The sequence below is a fragment of the Stenotrophomonas maltophilia group sp. RNC7 genome, from assembly GCF_030910085.1.
Lineage (GTDB): Bacteria > Pseudomonadota > Gammaproteobacteria > Xanthomonadales > Xanthomonadaceae > Stenotrophomonas > Stenotrophomonas sepilia.
On record NZ_JAVFVN010000993.1, the window covers coordinates 32934 to 49634 of the forward strand.

Consider the following 16701-nt stretch of genomic DNA (forward strand, 5'->3'; position numbering starts at 1 on the left):
GAGGAGTGGGGAAAATGAGAGGTTTGATCTTGCTGGCGGCGGGGCTGTTGTCCCTCATTGGCTGCAGTTCGCCACCGGGTCTCGGGGTAAGTTTGAGCAATGAATCTGGTGAGGCGATCTATCAGGTCAGATTGCAGGCCGGAGGAAGCACGTTTGGCACCGACCAGTTGCCGGCGGGTGAGAAGGCGTCTGGCAGTCTGGACGTTGTCACGGATTCGGCGGCGGAAGTTGTGTATCGGCGATCACCTCAGTCGGAGGAGATCCATTGCGGCGGGGATGTTTATGTTGCTGCCGGTGCTCTTCAGACATTGGTCGTTGTCGTGGGCAAGGATGGATGCGCGTTCAGGATCCAGTAGATGGGGGGAAAGCAAGTGGATGTGGGAGGGCGGCCAAGATTGTTAAAGGTAGAGCGATGGGTTGGAAGAACATGGTGCTGCCTGGCTGCTGTCTGCCCTAGAAGACTCCCGTCGCGCCAATGCTCAGGTACTTCTGGAACACGCCCGATGTGACACCGCGCCAGCTGAAGAATTGAGGAGGATGCGGCAGACGACCCGCTCGCAGCGGAAATCCCGAGGGTGTAGCAGATCGTCTTGGCTGTGCCCTCAAGGCAATTGACCTTGGCGCCTGACAGCCACTAGAATAGCCAGCTAAGCCGGAATAGCTCAGTTGGTAGAGCGGCGCATTCGTAAGTAGAGGGTCATCCCACCGGAACCCCAGTGGATAGTGGCTCTTCTGGGTGACTCAGAACGGCTAAGAAGGTTATAGTAAGGTTTCGCCGGCATAGCTCAGTTGGTAGAGCAGCGCATTCGTAATGCGAAGGTCGGGGGTTCGACTCCTCTTGCCGGCACCAGAAAGCACAAGGCCCTCCGCTCGGAGGGCCTTTTTGCTTCTAGGAAGGTTTTTACCTTCCTAGCTTCTGCTGCACTCCTCCGCGGTCGAATGGTACTCATAGTCCGTGGCACCATTGTCATCATTCTGTTTCAATGCTTGGCATGCCCAAGCATCATGACGACTTCCTGCAATGGTTCGGTGCCCGAGTCCGTGGACTTCGGCAGCAGAAGAACCTCTCACAAGAAGAACTCGCGCAGCTCGCAGGAATCGACCGCACCTATATCGGAGGAGTCGAGCGCGGTGAGCGCAACGTAAGCCTGTTGAACGTCAAGAGGCTTGCCGATGCATTGGGCGTCAATGCAAAGGACCTCTTTGACGATGACTTCCAATTCTGACTACCTCGCTCGTTTGCTTCAGCGTCTCAGTGCCTTCCGGGCAGAGGCAGGGCTCACCCCGGCCCAAGTCGAGGAGCGGCTGATTCTCGGTCCCGGATGGGTCGGTGCAATCGAGGCCGGGACCATTCACCCTAGTCTTGATGTCATCGCTTCGATGCTCTCGGTGTATGGGAAAAGCCTGAGCGACCTTGCAGAAGGCGCGACGGGGAGCGTTCCCCACATCAACCGCTCTATCGCCGGTGAGGCGGTAGGCGCAGACCTAGACATTCACTTCGCCTACGCCCAACACGACGCGACGTACAGGCTGCTGAATGCCTCCTTGGAGCAGTTCACGGAAGTGGTGCTTACGCTTCGGAATGGTCTTGCTCAACTGAGCAGCCAAAACGTGAGCGACGAACAAGAGAAGGCTATCAAGACGGAAAGCGTGGCGAGTGCCTTCTTGAAGGCCGTTGAGCTTTGGCCAACGGCGAACCCCTCCGATCTATGGTGGTTCGTGGTTTATCGTGCCTACTGCGACCAGTACAACCACCCCTCTGAGCATTCGCGGCTCGATTTCACGCAGAGCTGGAAGCGAACCGGGGGCTGGGCACTGGAGCGCATCCTTGAAAGGCATTATGGGCCGGCGCTCGCGGCACACGGCATCAACCTTGTAATTGCCGATGGTGAGCGCAAAGTTCGGCTGCTGGCAGGTTTGGACGTTGGGCACAGGCTGGAAGCGGACAAGATGGACGTGCTTCTAACAGTCGGAGCCGGTGCCAATGAAAAGCTCATCGGAGTTGTTCACGTCAAAGCGAGCTTTGCTGAAAGACGGACGGATGACGTGCCCATGAGTCAGGCGCTCGTGGCCGCTGGGTACATTTCCCCTCTTTGGACGATGGACTGTAAGAGCACGCCATCCGCTCGCCCTGTGAACCGTGGTGAGCTTGGGGCCGTCTTCAGTGGGCAGGGGACGGATGGCCGAAGCGCGAAGCGGAAAGACATCGAGGATGATGGATTCTTCTCCGCGTGCTTCTCGTACAACAAGAACACCGCTCCCACTCCCGCGGGCTATCCGGCGCGGGGGCGTGTCTCAGTTTGCGACTTCTCGAATCCTAACGATGCCTTCACAGACTTCGTTGTAGCCGAACGCCAGCGGATCAGAACAGAGCTTGGGATTTGACCCCTTCAGTCGCTGCCAGTCGTTCGTTCGATGCAGCGACTTGCTCAGGCTCAATCTCGAAACCGATATAGGAACAGCCCAAGCGTAAAGCGGCGATGCCGGTTGTCCCGGAGCCTGAGAACGGGTCCAGGACAACAACTTCTTCTCCGGCTAGTCCATAGGCGTCGATGCACCGGAACGGCAGTTCCTCCGGGAATCTGGAGAAGTGCTTCAGCCCGTCGATTTTCTCGTTGGCAAACTCCCAAACGCTTTTCACGGGCGGGGCTACTCGAAAATTGTGTCGTTCGCCCTTCGCCAAGAGGTAGATGGGCTCATGGTATCGATGGGGGCGACGGCAGCGGCCTTCCGGCATCGGGTTCTTCTTACGCCAAATCACCTCGCCGCGGTACAGATAGCCGCCATCACATAGCGCAAGGACAAGCCGGTACGGCAGCGCCAACAGATTTCCATACTGCAACCAAGCCGTCTCCTTCTCGATGAAGGCTTTGCGCTTCATGCGCGGCTTGGTATAGGCGGAGTTGTGGGCAGGGAGTCCACTCTTGTCTGCGCCCAAGGTACTGAACTGGCGGTCGTCTTCTCGCCAGTTCACCGGCGTGTTGTAGGCGTCTCCGATGTTGATCCAGATAACGCCACCCGGCTTGAGCTTGGGTAGCAAGCCCATGAATACGTCCGTGAGAAATTTGACGTAGTCGCGCGGGTCTTCTTCCACGCCAATCCCCTTCGAGTGCCGCTGACCCCAGTAAGGCGGACTGGTCACAACAACGTCAATGGACTCGTCCGGTAACTGTTGGATCAGTTCAAGGCAATCGCCTTCGTGCGCTCTGTTTAGTTGAAAGGGGCCTAGCATTCGACAGTTATCTCAGGAATTGGAACTTATAGTCATCATAACCGTTTGCAGGGCTCCCGGCAATGTATGGGAAAAGACAAGGCCCGCCGTTTTCCTCCTCCGGGGTCGAGGGGCGAGGTGTTACGCCTCCCGGAAGTCTCCAACGACAGGCCTTGAGGGGTGAAGCCCGCGCGCCCAATCACGAGGACGGTAGCGTGAGGCGCACACCGATGAGGTGAGCGGCGGGCTTCATTCGGTCAGTGCCCGCGCGGCTTCGCGTTCGGGCGCTTGTAAGCGTGATTGATGAAGCCTTGAAGCTGGGTTGCGACGGTCCCGCGTTTCATCGCGGCCACGTTCGCGTCCCGCTGGGCTTGGCGTACTTGGTGAATGGCTTTCGCCTTCGCTACGTTGTGCTGTGCCATGTTCAAACCTCCTCGGCTTCGGCCTCGTCAATGGACTGACGCGACAGCGCCAGCGACAGGTTGGTGATCCCGTCCGCCTTGCCGCGGACAAACTCGCGGTCAGCCGCAAGGGCGGACTTGTAGGCGAGCTGGACGCCTTCGAGCTTCGCCGTCATGCGCTTCCAGACCTCGCCCACGACACGCTCCGCGAAGGCCTGCACGGCGAACGGGCGGCGATCCTTCGGGCGGCGGTCGATCACGGTGGCGATGGCAGCGCCAAGCACCATGTCCCCGGTCATGATCGCGGTCCGGGCGGCGGTTTCCATTTCAACCGGCCCAGCCCCTTCGAGCTGGAGCTGATATTGGGTGCGCTTCGGATCGCCCAAGCCGACACGGCCCAACATCGTCGCGGGCGAGGTGTACACGGCTTGGATTGCGGCGGCTTCCGCGGCGTAGGCTTGCAAGCCCTTGAGCATGGCGGCGCGGTCCGCTTCGGAACTGGCGATGAGCTGGCGGTGGATGTTCGCGGCCTTGTTCGCGGCGTTCTTCTTGGCGAAGGCGCGAGCGGTGGCGCGATCCTCCGGCGAGGCGGAGGTGATGAATTCTTCGGCTTCCCGGGTGTAGTTGTTCCGGGCGTCCATGACCGTGTTTTGCAGCTTCTCGATCTTGCGCGAGAAGGCGGTGGCCGTTTCGGCGGCACGGTCGCTGAGGTATTGCGCGCGCTCCTCGTTGAGCGTCACGCCCTTGGGAACGGTGTTGAAGTCGATGGTTGCCATGTCGGGCTCCTGTCTCAGTTGTCACAACCGGGAGAGGCCCAAAGCACGTAACCAGCGGGGCTCATCCCACTATCAAGGCGGGCGCATCAATGCCCGCACTTTCAGTAAGGATAAGACCCGTTTCCAGCGCTCGGCAAGAAATATATCTTGTAGATCAATGACTTAACTTTACTTCTTCGGGTTCGGTCGGGGTGCAGACGATGGCCCGTTCCAGTGGTCGGCTGGGGTCGGGGCGGCACTCCATGCGCTCGAACTGACGCGCGCCGCCCCGGGGCGTCTTCTGAACCCGGACAGGAGGCGCGAGGCGTGGCGAGAATGTGCCGACCTGCGCCCGCCGGAGCGAGTCCTGGGCAGAGTACAGGGGGCGCTCCTCCGCTGCCGCTACGGTGGCGAGAATCAGCAGCGCGACGGCTACAAGGCTACGCATGGCGGGACCTCCTCAGACGTACATGATGCGGTTGCCGGTATCGGGCAGGCGCGGCGGCGGTCCGGCGAAGTCGCCCACGCTCACGAGGCCCTGCGACGCCCCGGCGATCAGGTAGCTGGTCGCGTCCAAGGCGTGATCGTTCGCGGAGCTGTCCACGTCCTCCGGGTTGCGCGGATCGCGCGGCAGCGCCGGAACCGTCGCCAACCAGAAGCGGCACCGCGAGGCGACAAAGAATTCACCGTTGGCCATGAGCTGCTTCAACAACTCGAAGCGAGGCACACGCGCCCCTTTCCGGGCGGGCGATACCCTCACCCCGGCTTCGCGGAACAGGTCGCCAATCGACGCCTCCGCGCGGCCTGCGGTCCGGGCTTCGGCGGCGGAGTCGATCACGCCTCGGGCGCGCACCCCGTTCCGGTGTGCCATCGCATGAAGCGCGGGCGCAATCTGCCCGGGCGTCCGGCCCGTCCCGCGGCTGATGTTCTTCGGGTCGCACTCGAAATGCTCGTCATAGATCACCCAAGCCCCGCGCGGCATCACCCGGTCATCGCTCAGGCGCACGTCATAGGCGAGCTGTCCGCCCAAGACAGACGCGCACGGCGCGGCGCTGCCCCAGTCAATCGACAGCTTCAGCGAGCCGAAGAAGTGCGGCGGGACCTCGTGATGATCGAACACGGCGCGGGCGTGCTGCCAGACGCCGCCGAAGTAATCGCCAACGATGGCCGACCAGTCGCCGTGACGGTGCGCCTTGTACAGCGCCGGGTCGGTGTGGGCGAGGACGGAGAAGTTGCGCTTGTAGGCGTCCGGCAGGTGCGGGTTGTCGTCCACGGTTGAAGGCGCATAGACCCACTTCTGGTCCGCGAACTCGAACGGTGCCCAAGGCTCGCGGCCCGTGACGTACCGCTCCGCGAGGGCGGAATGGTTCGCGCCGCCCGGGTTCCCCGCCAAGACCATGCGCAGCGGGACGCCCGGAGCGCGGAGGGTCAGCGCGAGCGCGTCAATCACCGGCAGCTCGGGACCTTCGCCCGCCTCATCGACCACGATCAGCGAGAAGGTCATGCCCTGCACGGTGTCTTGTAGGGCGGCGCTGGACTCGCAGTGCGTCAGCGCGACCGTTGCCCCGTTCGAGAGCCGGAACACGTTGTCATTCTGGTTGTAGGTGAAGCCGGAGCCGTAGGCGGAGCGCATGAGCCCGCGCAGCTCCTCCGCGAACTGAAGCAGCGACTTCAACCGGCGGCGCGTCACGAGGACGCGGGCGCGGTTCTTGTACTGGTCGCAGTGCCGCAGGATGAGCAGTTGCAGGCCGAAGGACTTGCCGCCCCCGCGGCCCCCGCCCAAGAAGATGAAATGATCCTCGGGGATGCTCAGGACGGTCGCCTGAAACGGAGTCGGGCGGATGGTGTTAGGCACGTTCGACATTGATGATCCTCCCGTAGTCCTCCGGCGACAGCGCCGCGTTGATCTGGATGAGCACGCGCGGGGCGTCCTCGTTGTTGCCGTCGCCTTTGTTGATCTTGTAGATGCGATCCGCGAGCCATTCCGCGGCCCTGATGTCGCCCTCGTTCTTCATCTTGTCTTTCATGAAGGCCACGATCTCACCGGCCCCTTCGGCGCGGCCTTCTTCGAGGGCGAGCGCAAGCGGCGACAGCTCGCCTTCCTCGCTGTCCTCCTTGAGGCGCTTCCATTGGGCTGGGGTAAGGCCCAAGGCCCGCCGGATCGTGTGCTCACGGTTGCCTTCCTGCGCCAGCTCGCGGGCGACTTCGAGCTGATGGGGCGAGAGGCACGGCAGCGCCGGGGCGGGCGCGGTCTGCTTCTTGGTCACTTGCTTGTCGGACATGCTTCCAACTCCTTCTTGATTCGGTACACGGTCGAGGCCCCTACACGGGTCAGGCGCATGATCTTGTTCACGGGGACGCTGGCGCGGAGCATGTCGGCAATGCGGTGCTCGGTTCCGGCGGATACCTTCGGACGGCCCAGCGTCTTGCCCTGCTTGCGGGCGCGCTCAAGGCCCAGCATCGTCCGCTCGCGGATCAGCTCCCGCTCGAACTGTGCGAGCGAGCCCATCACGTTGAACATGAGCTGCCCGGCGGGCGTGGAGGTGTCGAGCGCCAGGTTGCGGACGAACAGCCCGACCTTCAGGGCTTCGAGTTCCGCCACCAGCCCGACCAGATGCGGCAGGCTCCGGCCCAGCCGGTCCAGCGCGGTTACTCCGACCATGTCGAACTTGCCGAGTGTGGCGGCCTTCATCAGGGCGTCCAGCCCGGGGCGCTTGTCGCGGCCCTTCGTCCCGCTGATGCCCTCATCCACAAACTCGGCCACCACTTCATGACCACGGCCCGCGGCCCACTCGCGCAGGGCAAGTAGCTGGGTCTCAACCGTCTGGTCTTTGTTGGTGCTGACGCGAGCGTATAGGGCGACTCTCATGGACTGATTCTCATTACTGTATAGGCGTACAGTAACTATAGCTGCGAACCATTCCGAAATCGAGCGTTAATGGAATAGCGAAAACCGCGAAGACAGGGGCGTGGATTTGCTGGCGATCCGGCGGTGTGGTTTCGGAGACGTTTTCGGAATTGTTGAATCAGGGCGCAGGGCGGCGATGCGGGGGTGCCCCATGCCCAAGGAGGGGACGGCTACCGACTTCGGCGGCAGGTCGGTAAGTCGGTTGAAGGTCGGTAATGCGGAAACCCCAACCGCTATTGGCTTTTTCCTACTTAACCGACTTAACCGACTAAGAGATAGTCAGGAGAGAAAAGCAGAAGCCGGAGCCGGACTGCGCCGCCCCTCTGGGCAGGGGATTACCGCCGAAACCTCCGCGGCCCTAGCGAAGAAAAACGGCGGCTAAGTGGGATAAGTCGGTACAGAAAGCACGAAAGCCCAGCGGGGCTGGGCTTCCGGCACTACCGACCTTGAAAAAAGTATCGGCCTAAGTCGGTTCATGAACCGACCTTCAGAACGGCCCCTTGCTCCGCGCTGCCGCCGGGTATTCATCGGCTCCCAGCTCCGCCCAGTCCGTGAGGTCGTCCCAGCGCATTGGCATCCGTGCGCGATCCCATGCCGCCCGTGCATCCGGCAGCGACGGGATCACGAAGCCCCGCGGACGGCTCCTGTCGTGGTACTCGAAGCCCAGATCACGCATGAGCTTGTTCACCGCGTTGAGGGTCACGTCATCACGGCGCAGGCGCGTTTGCGCGTAGTCGCGGAGGTCGGCAGTTGCCAAGAACGGCTGATTGAAGCCGACCCAGCGGCGTGCGGGTATCTCGCCGGTGCGCAGCAGGTCGAGGAACACCGCATCAATGCCGCCGACCGTCGCCGCCTTCTGCGCGTGCAGGGCCTCGGTTTGGGGCACGCTGCGGCGTGGGTGCCAGTCGCCAAGATCCATCGTCAGGAGGTCGTGCAGCATCGCCGCCAAGCCCCCGGCCCGAAGTTGTTCAGCGATGGCGCGGAAGTAGTCGCTGTCCTGCGCGTGCTGGCTGGATACCTCGAAGACGGCGAACCGGCGTTCATCAATCCCGGCGGGCACAACCCATTCTTCGTTCGAGGCCATGACAACGTGCAGCCGGTTCCGGGCCTGCACGAGGTTCACGCCCTTGCCCTCAATCGTCAGCTCGGGCTCGGTGATGAGGCCCTTCAGCACGCTTTCCGCGGCCTTGTCGCCGGGGACAATCGCTTCATCCGCGAACAGCAGGCAGCAGTCGCGCAGGTGCGCATTGAAGCGGCCCGTGAGCTGGGCTGGGGAGTTCACCTGCAAGCCGTGCTGACCGAACAGGCGCTTGAGCGAGCGGGCGAAGATACCCTTGCCGGTGCCGCGACCGCCCCGCAGGACCAGCGCCACCTCGGCAGGCTCGCCCGGATTCTGGACGGCCCACGCGGCCCAGCGCAGGATGTAGTCGGTGCAGGCTTCGTCTCCGTTGGCGAGAATGCGCCGGACATGCTCACGCATCAGCGACCAGTCGCCCGCCTTGGGCATCACTGACCAGCCGCGCCACATGTTCAGGTAGCCGTCCACCTCCTCGGGCTTGCCGGGGAAGAAGCGCAGGGCGAGGTATTCGCGGCGCTGGCCGTGTTCAAGCCACCACTTGCCCAGCGGCTTGTAACCCACGCCCTTGTCGGTCGGGTATTCCACGAAGCGGTGCATGTAGCGGTTGCGGAAGTCCTCGAACGATTGCAGCACCGGCACAAGGCGGTCTTCGTCCAGCTCCGTCCGCTCCCAAGACAGCACGCGCGTCTTGCCGCCCTCCTGAAGCAGCACAGCGTGTTTCTTGTTCATTTCCTCAAGGGTCGGATCGGCGCAGGCGGCGCGGGCGTTCTCGATTTGGCGCTGTGCGTAGCCCTGCCAGTTGCGTTGCTCGCGGACGCTGGCGCTGATGCCGTTGTTCGGGTCGGTGATCGCCCCGAAGATCAATTCATCCGGCAGGCCCACGCGGACAAGATCGCAGACGGCGCGGAACAGGGCCTCACTGCGCGACGGGTAGCGTTGTGGGTCTATAGGGTCAGCGCCGGTCGCCACGAGTGCAAGCGTGTGATCCTGGATCGTCGCCCGGTTCGCTTCCGCCCACGCGCGCAGATCATCGACGCCCACGGCTGTACCGTCGCCCATCGACACGGACGCGGGTGCCTTCCCGGTGGCAGCGCGGGGCTTCGTGCTGGCGGCGGAGTTGATCGGCGGCGCGGCGGTGAAGGCCGACAGCGGATAGCTGGTGTCATTCCAGCAATACACCTCAGCTTCTGCGGCCTCGCGGCCCTTCGCCCGCTTCTTCGCGTTCGGGATGTTGAGTGAGCCCGGGAGCCTGAGAAGCCTGTCCACGTTGTGGCAGGAGTCAGCCTTGAAGATGCGTTCCAGCTCGCGGTTGTAGCGTTCGGCCTCCGCCGGGTCGGTAATGGTCAGCGGCTCCGACAGCTTCCACAGGGCTTGGAATCCGCCCCCGCTGTCAACGATCACGGACGGCTCGGGCTTGGCGTCCCTCAACATGTCGAGGATGCGCGCACGTTCGGCCTGTAGGTCCTCGCCCGCGAACGGGTCCACGTCCACCCACAGATATTCGAGCGTGGCAATGTCGGCCTTCGTTGGCTTCTTGCCGGTCGGCTTCGCTACCGTGCCCACGGTGTAGTACAGGTTGCGCTTGCCGTTGTGCTGGGCAATCCACGCTTCCGCGTCATTGGCGTTCTTGAAGGTGCGCGTCTCGGTTGCGCCACCCTCCGGCGGGATCGCGGTCAGGCACCAAGGGCCACCCGGGCGCAGGCGGTTCAGAAATTCAATCGGCGTCATTGCGCACCCTCCGCCGTGTGGTTTTGTTCGTTGGCGGCCAGCCACTCATCGAGCGCGGCGCGGCGATAGCGGACGGAGCGGCCCAGCTTCGCGTAGCGCGGCCCGCCACCTTGAAGGCGGAGGAGTTCGAGCGTTTGGCGGGACAGGCGCAGGTAGTGCGCGGCCTCCTCGGTGGTGAACACGTTTTGTTGAAGTTCAGCGAGGAGCTGGGCGACCTGCTCACGGGTCAGGAGTTCACGCGTTTCCATGATCGCGGTCCTCCTCAAGCAGGTAGTCCATCAGCGTCCGCCGAAGACTCAGGCGGTGCGCCTCGTCCAGGTCGAGGACGGCGCGGCGGAAGTCGTCGCGGTCCTTTAGCTTCGGGTCCTCGCTGAGTTGCTGGGCCAGTTGACGCTGACGGCGGAGGACCTGAGCCGCGGCTTGTACGAAAAGCGCGGTCAGCTCCTCATCGGTGATTTCGTCGGACTTCTCTGCCAGTTGCCGGACGCGCTCCGCCGGTAGGCCGGACTCAATCGCCAGCATCTCAAGCGAGCCCCCGCCAGCCATCAGGAAGGCGGTGATGAAGGGGTGCGGGGCCTCGTCGGGCTGGGCGACGGCTTCAAGCCCGGCATCGACGCAATGCCAAGCGAGCGCGAGGAGGTTCTGACGGGTCGCCCGGTTCGCGCCGTGGGTGGCTTGCCACAGGTCCAGCTCATCCTGAAACCAGACGGTGACGCGCTGGCCGGGGAGGCGGTGCGGCTGGGGGAAGTGTTCGAGGGTCTTGGCCCAGCGCCAGAGGGTGGCGGTAGAGCAGCCCAGATAGGTAGCGGCTTGCGCAGGGCGGAGCGCAACGCGGTTGTTCTTCTCGGTCATGGTCGGGAACTCCGATCAACTCGGCCCGCGCCACCAAGAAGAAAGGGGCAGCGCAAGCCGGTGTTTGGCTCACGACTGCCCCCTTGCATCACGCTCGGATTTGAGACGGCTCCAGTAAGGGCTAACCGCTGAAAGCGGACCGCATCACGCGTATCACCACAGACTCTTGCCGACCTAGCAATCACTCAGGTCGTCCCCGGATCACCCGGGGAACATTGAGAGCGATTCTAAGACTTACGGCTGGATGCCGTAAAGCCTTTTTAAGTCCTAAGTGATTGATCTATATACTTTTTACTTTACTTTTTCGGGGCCTTTTTCCGCTCAACCGCTTGTCGCTGCTGGGTTTTCTTCGAGCCATCGCACAGGAGGCGCAGGCGGTCGGTTATCTCCTGCATCGGACCCCGCAGGCGCTCAAGCTCGATGGACATGTACCCGCCGGTCACGTCGCCCTTGTCGGGTAGGCTGTGATTGACCAGCATCTTGATGGCGTAGGGCGACACGTCCAGCGACTCCGCGACCGTGATGAAGGTATTGCGCAGGCCGTGGACGGTGAACTTCACGCCCAACTTCTCCTTCGGCTCGGCAATGTGGCCGCTCTTGCTTTCAGCCGGGAAAACCCAAGGGGAGTCGGGGAAGAAGGTCTTGGCCTGCTCGCACTGCTGGCGCTCCTTGAGTAGCTCAATCAGGAAGTCCGACAGCGGCAGCTTGAACGCGCGAGCCTCGCCCCCCTTGGGCCTCGGGATCAGCAGGGCCTTGTTCGTCCAGTCGATATGCTCCCAGCGGACCGCGGCGGCGCTTTCGCGGCGCAGGCCGGTGAACAGGACAAAGCGGAGGTAATCGCGGCGGATGGGGTTGGTCATCGCCGTGACCTCGGTGTACCACGCGGTCAGGTCCGTGCTCGGGATCGCCGCCTTGCGGCGCTCCTCCGGGAACCAGTCCACGGCGATGGTCGGATTCACGCCCAGCTCATCGTGAATCTTCAGCGCGTGGTTGTAGGCGGCGCGGAAGACGCGGAAGGCGCTGTTGGCGACATAGGGGCCGTTTTTCTCCCCGATCTTGTGGTGACGCTCGCGGCAGTCCTTCCGGGTGATCTCTGTCAGCGGCTTCTTGAGCCAGTCGCTCAGGTACTGGTCCGCCAGATAGCGGTAATCCTTCAGGGTCCGCTCCGACCGCTTTTTGTTCGATTTCAGGTGAAGGTCGAGGGCATCCCCAAAGGTGACGGAGGCGGCGGGCTTCTCCTCCCTGTTTGGGTTGATCCCCTTGCCCATCTTCATCAGGAGTTCGCGCGCCTCCTCCCTGGCCTGCTCAACGGTGTACACGCCATACCGCCCGATGGAGGTGCGGACGGTCTTGCCGTTGATGTCACGCTGTACAAAGAAGGTCTTGGACTTCGCGCCCACGCAGACGCCCAGCCCCTTCAGGTCGGTGTCGAAGTACAGGTGCTGGCGCTTCTTGTCGTCGGCTTGGACGAAGGGGAGCCCCTTGACGGCGCTCTGGGTGAGCTTGATCGAGGTGGACATGCTGGGCCTTTCTAGTAACGGGATAGTAAGGTTGATCCTTAAAAGCCGGTAGTGTCACCTTCTAACTTAAACCGGCCAATTCCCCGTAACCATAGTGCCTTTCGGACCTTATTAAAAGTCCTTAGCGTCCCCTTAGTAGCTGGCTCATATAATTCGTAATGCGTAGGTCGCAGGTTCGACTCCTGTTTCCGGCACCAGTTAGATGAGAAGCCCCGGCCTTGGTCGGGGCTTTTTTGTGCTCAGGTAGTGCCAGCCCATGGCTGGCAGGTCGCGATTTCCGAATCTCGGGGGGGGGGGGGCAGCTCGCCCCTCCGGCTTCCCAGACGCTTACCTCCTCGCCCTGTTCCTGACTTGGCAACCGCAGCCGGTCATTCCTGTGCTATGAATACACGGCCTTGCTTCGAGGCTCTTTCAGGGATTGGAAGGATGCGCAGGTTCGGGGGGAACTGCAGGCGGTGTGTCGACCCGCTTCAGAGGATTTGAAGATCGAATTCGGAAGCTGGGGGCATTGGGCGCCTGGCTGTGCTGCGTGTTGCTGATCGGCTTTGGCCTGTCGCCATCCGCTATAGCCCAGACGACGGTCACGTACATTCACACGGATGCCTTGGGCTCGGTTGTGGCCGAGAGCGATGCCAACGGCAACGTGATCAAGCGCTATGACTACGAGCCTTACGGTGCCGTGGTAGGCGGGGAAGTCCCGGACGGACCGGGGTATACCGGGCATGTGAGCGACTCGGCTACTGGCCTGAGCTACATGCAGCAGCGCTACATGGATCCGCAGTTGGGAGTGTTCCTGTCGGTGGATCCGGTGACAGCGTATGAGCAGCCGGTTGGGCAGTTCAATCGGTATCGGTATGCGAACGGGAATCCGTACAAGTTCACTGATCCTGATGGACGGCAGGCGATTCCGATGCCGGCCCCTTACATCCTTCCCATCCCGGTTCCCAACCCCGGTGGAAACATCCAGCGCAGTGAGGATACATCCGGGGGGAATCGCGAGAGCGGGCCAAGTGGAAGGCCGACTTCGAGGCCCACTGAACGTCCCGCAGGTCGGGATACAGTTCGGCGGGGGCGAGACGGGCAGCCAATACCCAATCGTTTCCCCGACCGACCACTACCCACGAAGCCCAATGGTGAGCCTGCACCAGAACCGGATGCGGCTGGCCCGCATACGCAACTGGGGCAGCGAGATGGTAGAAATGGAAAGTACGATCAGGCGAGTGAATTCGACGGTCACGGGAGGCCGGTAAAGACTATTGATTTTACTGACCACGGCCGGCCGGGCAGTCATACGAACCCGCACGAACATCCTTATGAGCCGAGTGCTACCGGGGGCACTCCTTCACGCGGACCCGCGCGGCCGCTTAACGGAGGCGGATAGTCATGACGGTAAACGCTTGGGACTTCCCAATCACGGGAGACAGGGTAGTTGAGGCGTTAAGAGATAACTTCAGCACGAATGATATTTGGCTGCTATCGCATTTGGATGTCCCTTCGGGAGCGGAGTCAAAAGCGACCTTGGGTCATCTTCGAGAGCGGATGGTGAACAGGCCGTTAGAGGTGTCTACGGGTGATCTGTGCGATGCGCTTGCCGGCGCGCCGCAAGTATGGGTACTGGACATCCGGCTATCATCCGACCACGAAGTCCAGCTCTACATTGAAGATGGTGAGGTATTTGAGGAGAGTCTGGACAGGATGGTCGGAACCGGAAATATCGCTGGGCCGACAGACCCGGGACTGAGATGAAATGTAGGTTCGACTCCTGTTTCCGGCACCAGTTGTAATGAAAAGCCCCGGCCTTGGTTGGGGCTTTTTGTTTGCGCCCGCCGGTGATCCTTGGATGGCCACCTCACTGAAGGCTGCAAGCCTTCATCAACGCCTCGTCATCCCTGCATCCTTCGCCAGCCACCACGCCAGCTGCCGGAGATAACCACCTGCAGCTCCCGCCAATGCGCCGATCAGCAGGCGTGCGAGCACTCTGATCCCGCGCGCGGCCCGCTCCCGCACCCAAGGCAGTACCGCCACCACCTGCGCACCTAGCAACAGCATCAGCACGTCCAGCCCGAGCGCGTCCACCACCGGCAGCAACGGCGACAGCACTGGGTTGCAGGCGAGCACGATCACCAGCGCAGCACCCAGCGCGGCCATCAGGCAGCGCACGGCGGGCAGGTTGGTCCAGCGCAGCAGCTGGTCCATCAGGCGCATGGCATTCCATGTATCACGTGTGCGAGCCCTCATCAGGCTCAATCGGCCGCACCGGTTGCCGCAGCACGGTTCTTAATCGTGCCGCCTCGGTCCTGCGCGGGTCGCTCAGGTAGATCTCATGATGGGGGCCGGCAAAGGTGTAACCCAGTGCGGCCATTACTTCGTCATGCAGGTGCGCCAGGACGGGTCCTTCGTCGTCGTAGGCGCCCACGTGCAACGTCTGCAGGCTGGGGCCTTCGGCAAGGCGTTCATGGCGGAGGCTGGGCGGCGCATCTCCCAGCTTCGCGCGCGCCTTGCTGATCGCCGCTTGCCACTGCGCAGGCCGGATGTCCTCAGGCGTGCGGATCATCACGGTCCAGGCCCACTCATCCTTGCGCCGCGCGACGAAGCTGGCCGGGTTCTCGGCACTCCACAGTGCTTCCAGCGGTGGCACCACGTAGTCGCGCCCTTCGGCCTTCAGCGCGAACTTCAGTGCATAGCTCACCGAATACAGCCACTGCACGGCCTGCAGGTAGGCGGGGGCCGTGTTCGGGTCGCCGCGACCATCGACCATCACGTAGGGAAGGGGCGGTATATCCACGCGTACGAACCTGCCGGCGGGCGGTTGATAGAGCGCCCGGTCGCGCTTCTTGAAGTCGATCTTGTCCATGGGCTTCCTCCAGCGCCGAGCATCCCATGCCGGGCACCTGCCAGCACGCCTGAACAGGTTCAGATGACTTTGCCGAACGAGGGCGGAGCGCCGGCCACCACTCGATGCCAGGATGCCGCCCCCGGCTGTTCTGCCCGCCGCGCCTGCGCGGTGCGACAACGTGTCGCAGCCAGAATCGGGCCTTTCCTGCGCTCGATCAATGTCAATGTCTTTCTTAAATGGTGGGTGACGGCCTAAAATTGAAAGGCTGACTCGACCCCACCTCCCTGCCTGTCTTCCGGACCGGTGGGACCGGCTTTGGCCGGAACAGGCAGGGACGGGGAACGGCATTCCCTCGCAATTGGATCGACCGATGATTCCGTTGAAAACCCTTGGGCGCTGGTTGCGCCCGGGCCTGCTGCTGTCGTTGCTGGTGATGCTCACCGGCTGCGATGCCGTGGCCATCCTCAGTCCGAAGGGCCAGATCGGCCAGGATGAGAAGACCCTGCTGATCACGGCCACCGTGCTCATGCTGCTGGTCGTCATCCCGGTCATCATCATGACCCTGACGTTCGCGTGGAAGTATCGCGCCTCCAACACCAAGGCCCGCTACGAGCCGAAGTGGTCCCACTCGACGGCGATCGAGGTGGTGGTGTGGTCGATCCCGTGCATGATCGTGCTGGTCCTGGCGGTCCTGACCTGGCGCTCGTCGCACGCACTGGACCCGTACCGTCCGCTGGATTCGGACGTCAAGCCGGTCACCATCGAGGCGATCTCGCTGGACTGGAAGTGGCTGTTCATCTATCCGGAAGAGAAGGTGGCGGTCGTCAACGAAATCAAGTTCCCGGTCAACACGCCGCTGAACTTCAAGATCACGTCCGATTCGGTGATGAATGCCTTCTTCATCCCGCACCTGGGCAGCATGATCTACTCGATGGCTGCGATGGAGACCAAGCTCCACCTGATCGCCAACGAGACCGGTGAATTCCCGGGCATGTCCTCGCACTACAGCGGCGCGGGCTTCGCCAAGATGCACTTCACCGCCTACTCGGTCACCGATGCCGAATACCGCCAGTGGCTGGACCAGGTCCGCGCCGGCGAGCAGACCCTGGACAAGGCCTCGTTCAAGGCCCTGGGTGAAGCACGCAACGCCGAGTGGTATCCGGTCACTTACTTCGGCAAGACCGAAGAAGGCCTGTTCGACTGGGTCATCGCCAAGCACATGGGCGACAACAAGCATTACGGCATGAAGCACTCGCATGCTGGTGCCGCCGCTGCCGATGCCGCCACCCATGAAGCGCACGAGGGCCACGCCCCGAGTGACGCGCATGATTCCAAGGAATCGGGTGAAAACCTGGATGCCACCGAACACGAACACGCAGGCCATGCCGGCCACGCGGGTTCGGGAGAATGAA

Annotated in this window: 18 protein-coding genes and 1 tRNA gene; 7 read left to right on the forward strand and 12 right to left on the reverse strand. The window is 62.5% G+C overall.

Annotated elements, in window-relative coordinates:
- The first annotated feature begins 14 nt into the window (after nt 1-14).
- The 4 genes from RCF13_RS25580 to RCF13_RS25595 all read left to right on the forward strand — a co-directional run bounded on the left by RCF13_RS25580 (nt 15) and on the right by RCF13_RS25595 (nt 2385).
- Nucleotides 15-356, forward strand: coding sequence for a hypothetical protein (locus RCF13_RS25580; RefSeq protein WP_134968505.1), 342 nt, complete (start codon nt 15-17; stop codon nt 354-356).
- Between the two features lie 418 nt (nt 357-774).
- Nucleotides 775-850, forward strand: a tRNA-Thr gene (locus RCF13_RS25585).
- A gap of 142 nt (nt 851-992) precedes the next feature.
- The gene (locus tag RCF13_RS25590) at nt 993-1226 is read left to right on the forward strand and encodes a helix-turn-helix transcriptional regulator (RefSeq protein ID WP_308141663.1); all 234 of its coding nucleotides are present in this window, start codon (nt 993-995) and stop codon (nt 1224-1226) included.
- Nucleotides 1210-2385, forward strand: a complete 1176-nt coding sequence (locus RCF13_RS25595) for a helix-turn-helix domain-containing protein (protein WP_308141664.1) — start codon at nt 1210-1212, stop codon at nt 2383-2385. The genes RCF13_RS25590 and RCF13_RS25595 overlap by 17 nt, the downstream gene beginning before the upstream one ends.
- On the opposite strand, the gene RCF13_RS25600 is transcribed toward RCF13_RS25595, so the two are convergent.
- From RCF13_RS25600 to RCF13_RS25645, 10 genes are all read right to left on the reverse strand, one after another.
- The gene (locus tag RCF13_RS25600; protein WP_308141665.1) at nt 2363-3232 is read right to left on the reverse strand and encodes a site-specific DNA-methyltransferase; all 870 of its coding nucleotides are present in this window, start codon (nt 3230-3232) and stop codon (nt 2363-2365) included. The two genes, RCF13_RS25595 and RCF13_RS25600, sit on opposite strands and share 23 nt — an antisense overlap.
- Nucleotides 3233-3468: 236 nt before the next feature.
- Nucleotides 3469-3633: a hypothetical protein gene (locus tag RCF13_RS25605; RefSeq protein ID WP_308141666.1), complete on the reverse strand. Its 165-nt coding sequence runs from the start codon at nt 3631-3633 to the stop codon at nt 3469-3471.
- Between the two features lie 2 nt (nt 3634-3635).
- A complete protein-coding gene (locus tag RCF13_RS25610; RefSeq protein ID WP_308141667.1) occupies nt 3636-4388 on the reverse strand; it encodes a hypothetical protein in 753 nt (250 codons plus the stop codon).
- Between the two features lie 439 nt (nt 4389-4827).
- Complete coding sequence (locus tag RCF13_RS25615) at nt 4828-6231, reverse strand: phage terminase large subunit (RefSeq protein ID WP_308141668.1); 1404 nt, start codon at nt 6229-6231, stop codon at nt 4828-4830.
- The gene (locus RCF13_RS25620; RefSeq protein WP_155680741.1) at nt 6215-6649 is read right to left on the reverse strand and encodes a hypothetical protein; all 435 of its coding nucleotides are present in this window, start codon (nt 6647-6649) and stop codon (nt 6215-6217) included. The genes RCF13_RS25615 and RCF13_RS25620 overlap by 17 nt, the downstream gene beginning before the upstream one ends.
- Entirely contained in the window at nt 6631-7236 is a 606-nt protein-coding gene (locus RCF13_RS25625; protein WP_128528676.1) for a recombinase family protein, read from the reverse strand. The genes RCF13_RS25620 and RCF13_RS25625 overlap by 19 nt, the downstream gene beginning before the upstream one ends.
- 526 nt (nt 7237-7762) lie before the next feature.
- Complete coding sequence (locus RCF13_RS25630) at nt 7763-10081, reverse strand: DUF5906 domain-containing protein (RefSeq protein WP_308141669.1); 2319 nt, start codon at nt 10079-10081, stop codon at nt 7763-7765.
- Nucleotides 10078-10329 (reverse strand): helix-turn-helix domain-containing protein, encoded by a 252-nt coding sequence (locus RCF13_RS25635; RefSeq protein WP_155680743.1) that lies wholly within the window; start codon nt 10327-10329, stop codon nt 10078-10080. The genes RCF13_RS25630 and RCF13_RS25635 overlap by 4 nt, the downstream gene beginning before the upstream one ends.
- Nucleotides 10316-10933, reverse strand: coding sequence for an AlpA family phage regulatory protein (locus tag RCF13_RS25640; RefSeq protein ID WP_308141670.1), 618 nt, complete (start codon nt 10931-10933; stop codon nt 10316-10318). Before RCF13_RS25640 ends, RCF13_RS25635 begins: the two co-directional genes overlap by 14 nt.
- 296 nt (nt 10934-11229) lie before the next feature.
- Nucleotides 11230-12453, reverse strand: coding sequence for an integrase family protein (locus RCF13_RS25645; RefSeq protein ID WP_058011992.1), 1224 nt, complete (start codon nt 12451-12453; stop codon nt 11230-11232).
- A gap of 643 nt (nt 12454-13096) precedes the next feature.
- Between RCF13_RS25645 and RCF13_RS25650 the strand changes: the two genes are divergently transcribed.
- Together RCF13_RS25650 and RCF13_RS25655 are read left to right on the forward strand one after the other, a co-directional pair.
- Entirely contained in the window at nt 13097-13834 is a 738-nt protein-coding gene (locus RCF13_RS25650) for an RHS repeat-associated core domain-containing protein (RefSeq protein ID WP_308141673.1), read from the forward strand.
- 2 nt (nt 13835-13836) lie between these two features.
- Entirely contained in the window at nt 13837-14199 is a 363-nt protein-coding gene (locus RCF13_RS25655) for a hypothetical protein (RefSeq protein WP_082783321.1), read from the forward strand.
- Nucleotides 14200-14325: 126 nt separating this feature from the next.
- Here RCF13_RS25655 and RCF13_RS25660 read toward each other — a convergent pair whose 3' ends face one another.
- Both RCF13_RS25660 and RCF13_RS25665 read right to left on the reverse strand, forming a co-directional pair.
- Nucleotides 14326-14658 carry a hypothetical protein gene (locus tag RCF13_RS25660; RefSeq protein ID WP_134968504.1) on the reverse strand — a complete coding sequence of 111 codons (333 nt, stop codon included), beginning with the start codon at nt 14656-14658 and terminating at the stop codon, nt 14326-14328.
- Nucleotides 14659-14671: 13 nt separating this feature from the next.
- Entirely contained in the window at nt 14672-15307 is a 636-nt protein-coding gene (locus tag RCF13_RS25665) for a GyrI-like domain-containing protein (protein ID WP_134968503.1), read from the reverse strand.
- A 352-nt stretch (nt 15308-15659) separates the two neighbouring features.
- On the opposite strand from RCF13_RS25665, the gene cyoA reads away from it, so the two are divergent.
- Nucleotides 15660-16700, forward strand: a complete 1041-nt coding sequence (gene cyoA, locus RCF13_RS25670) for a ubiquinol oxidase subunit II (RefSeq protein WP_005415723.1) — start codon at nt 15660-15662, stop codon at nt 16698-16700.
- Nucleotide 16701 lies beyond the last annotated feature (1 nt).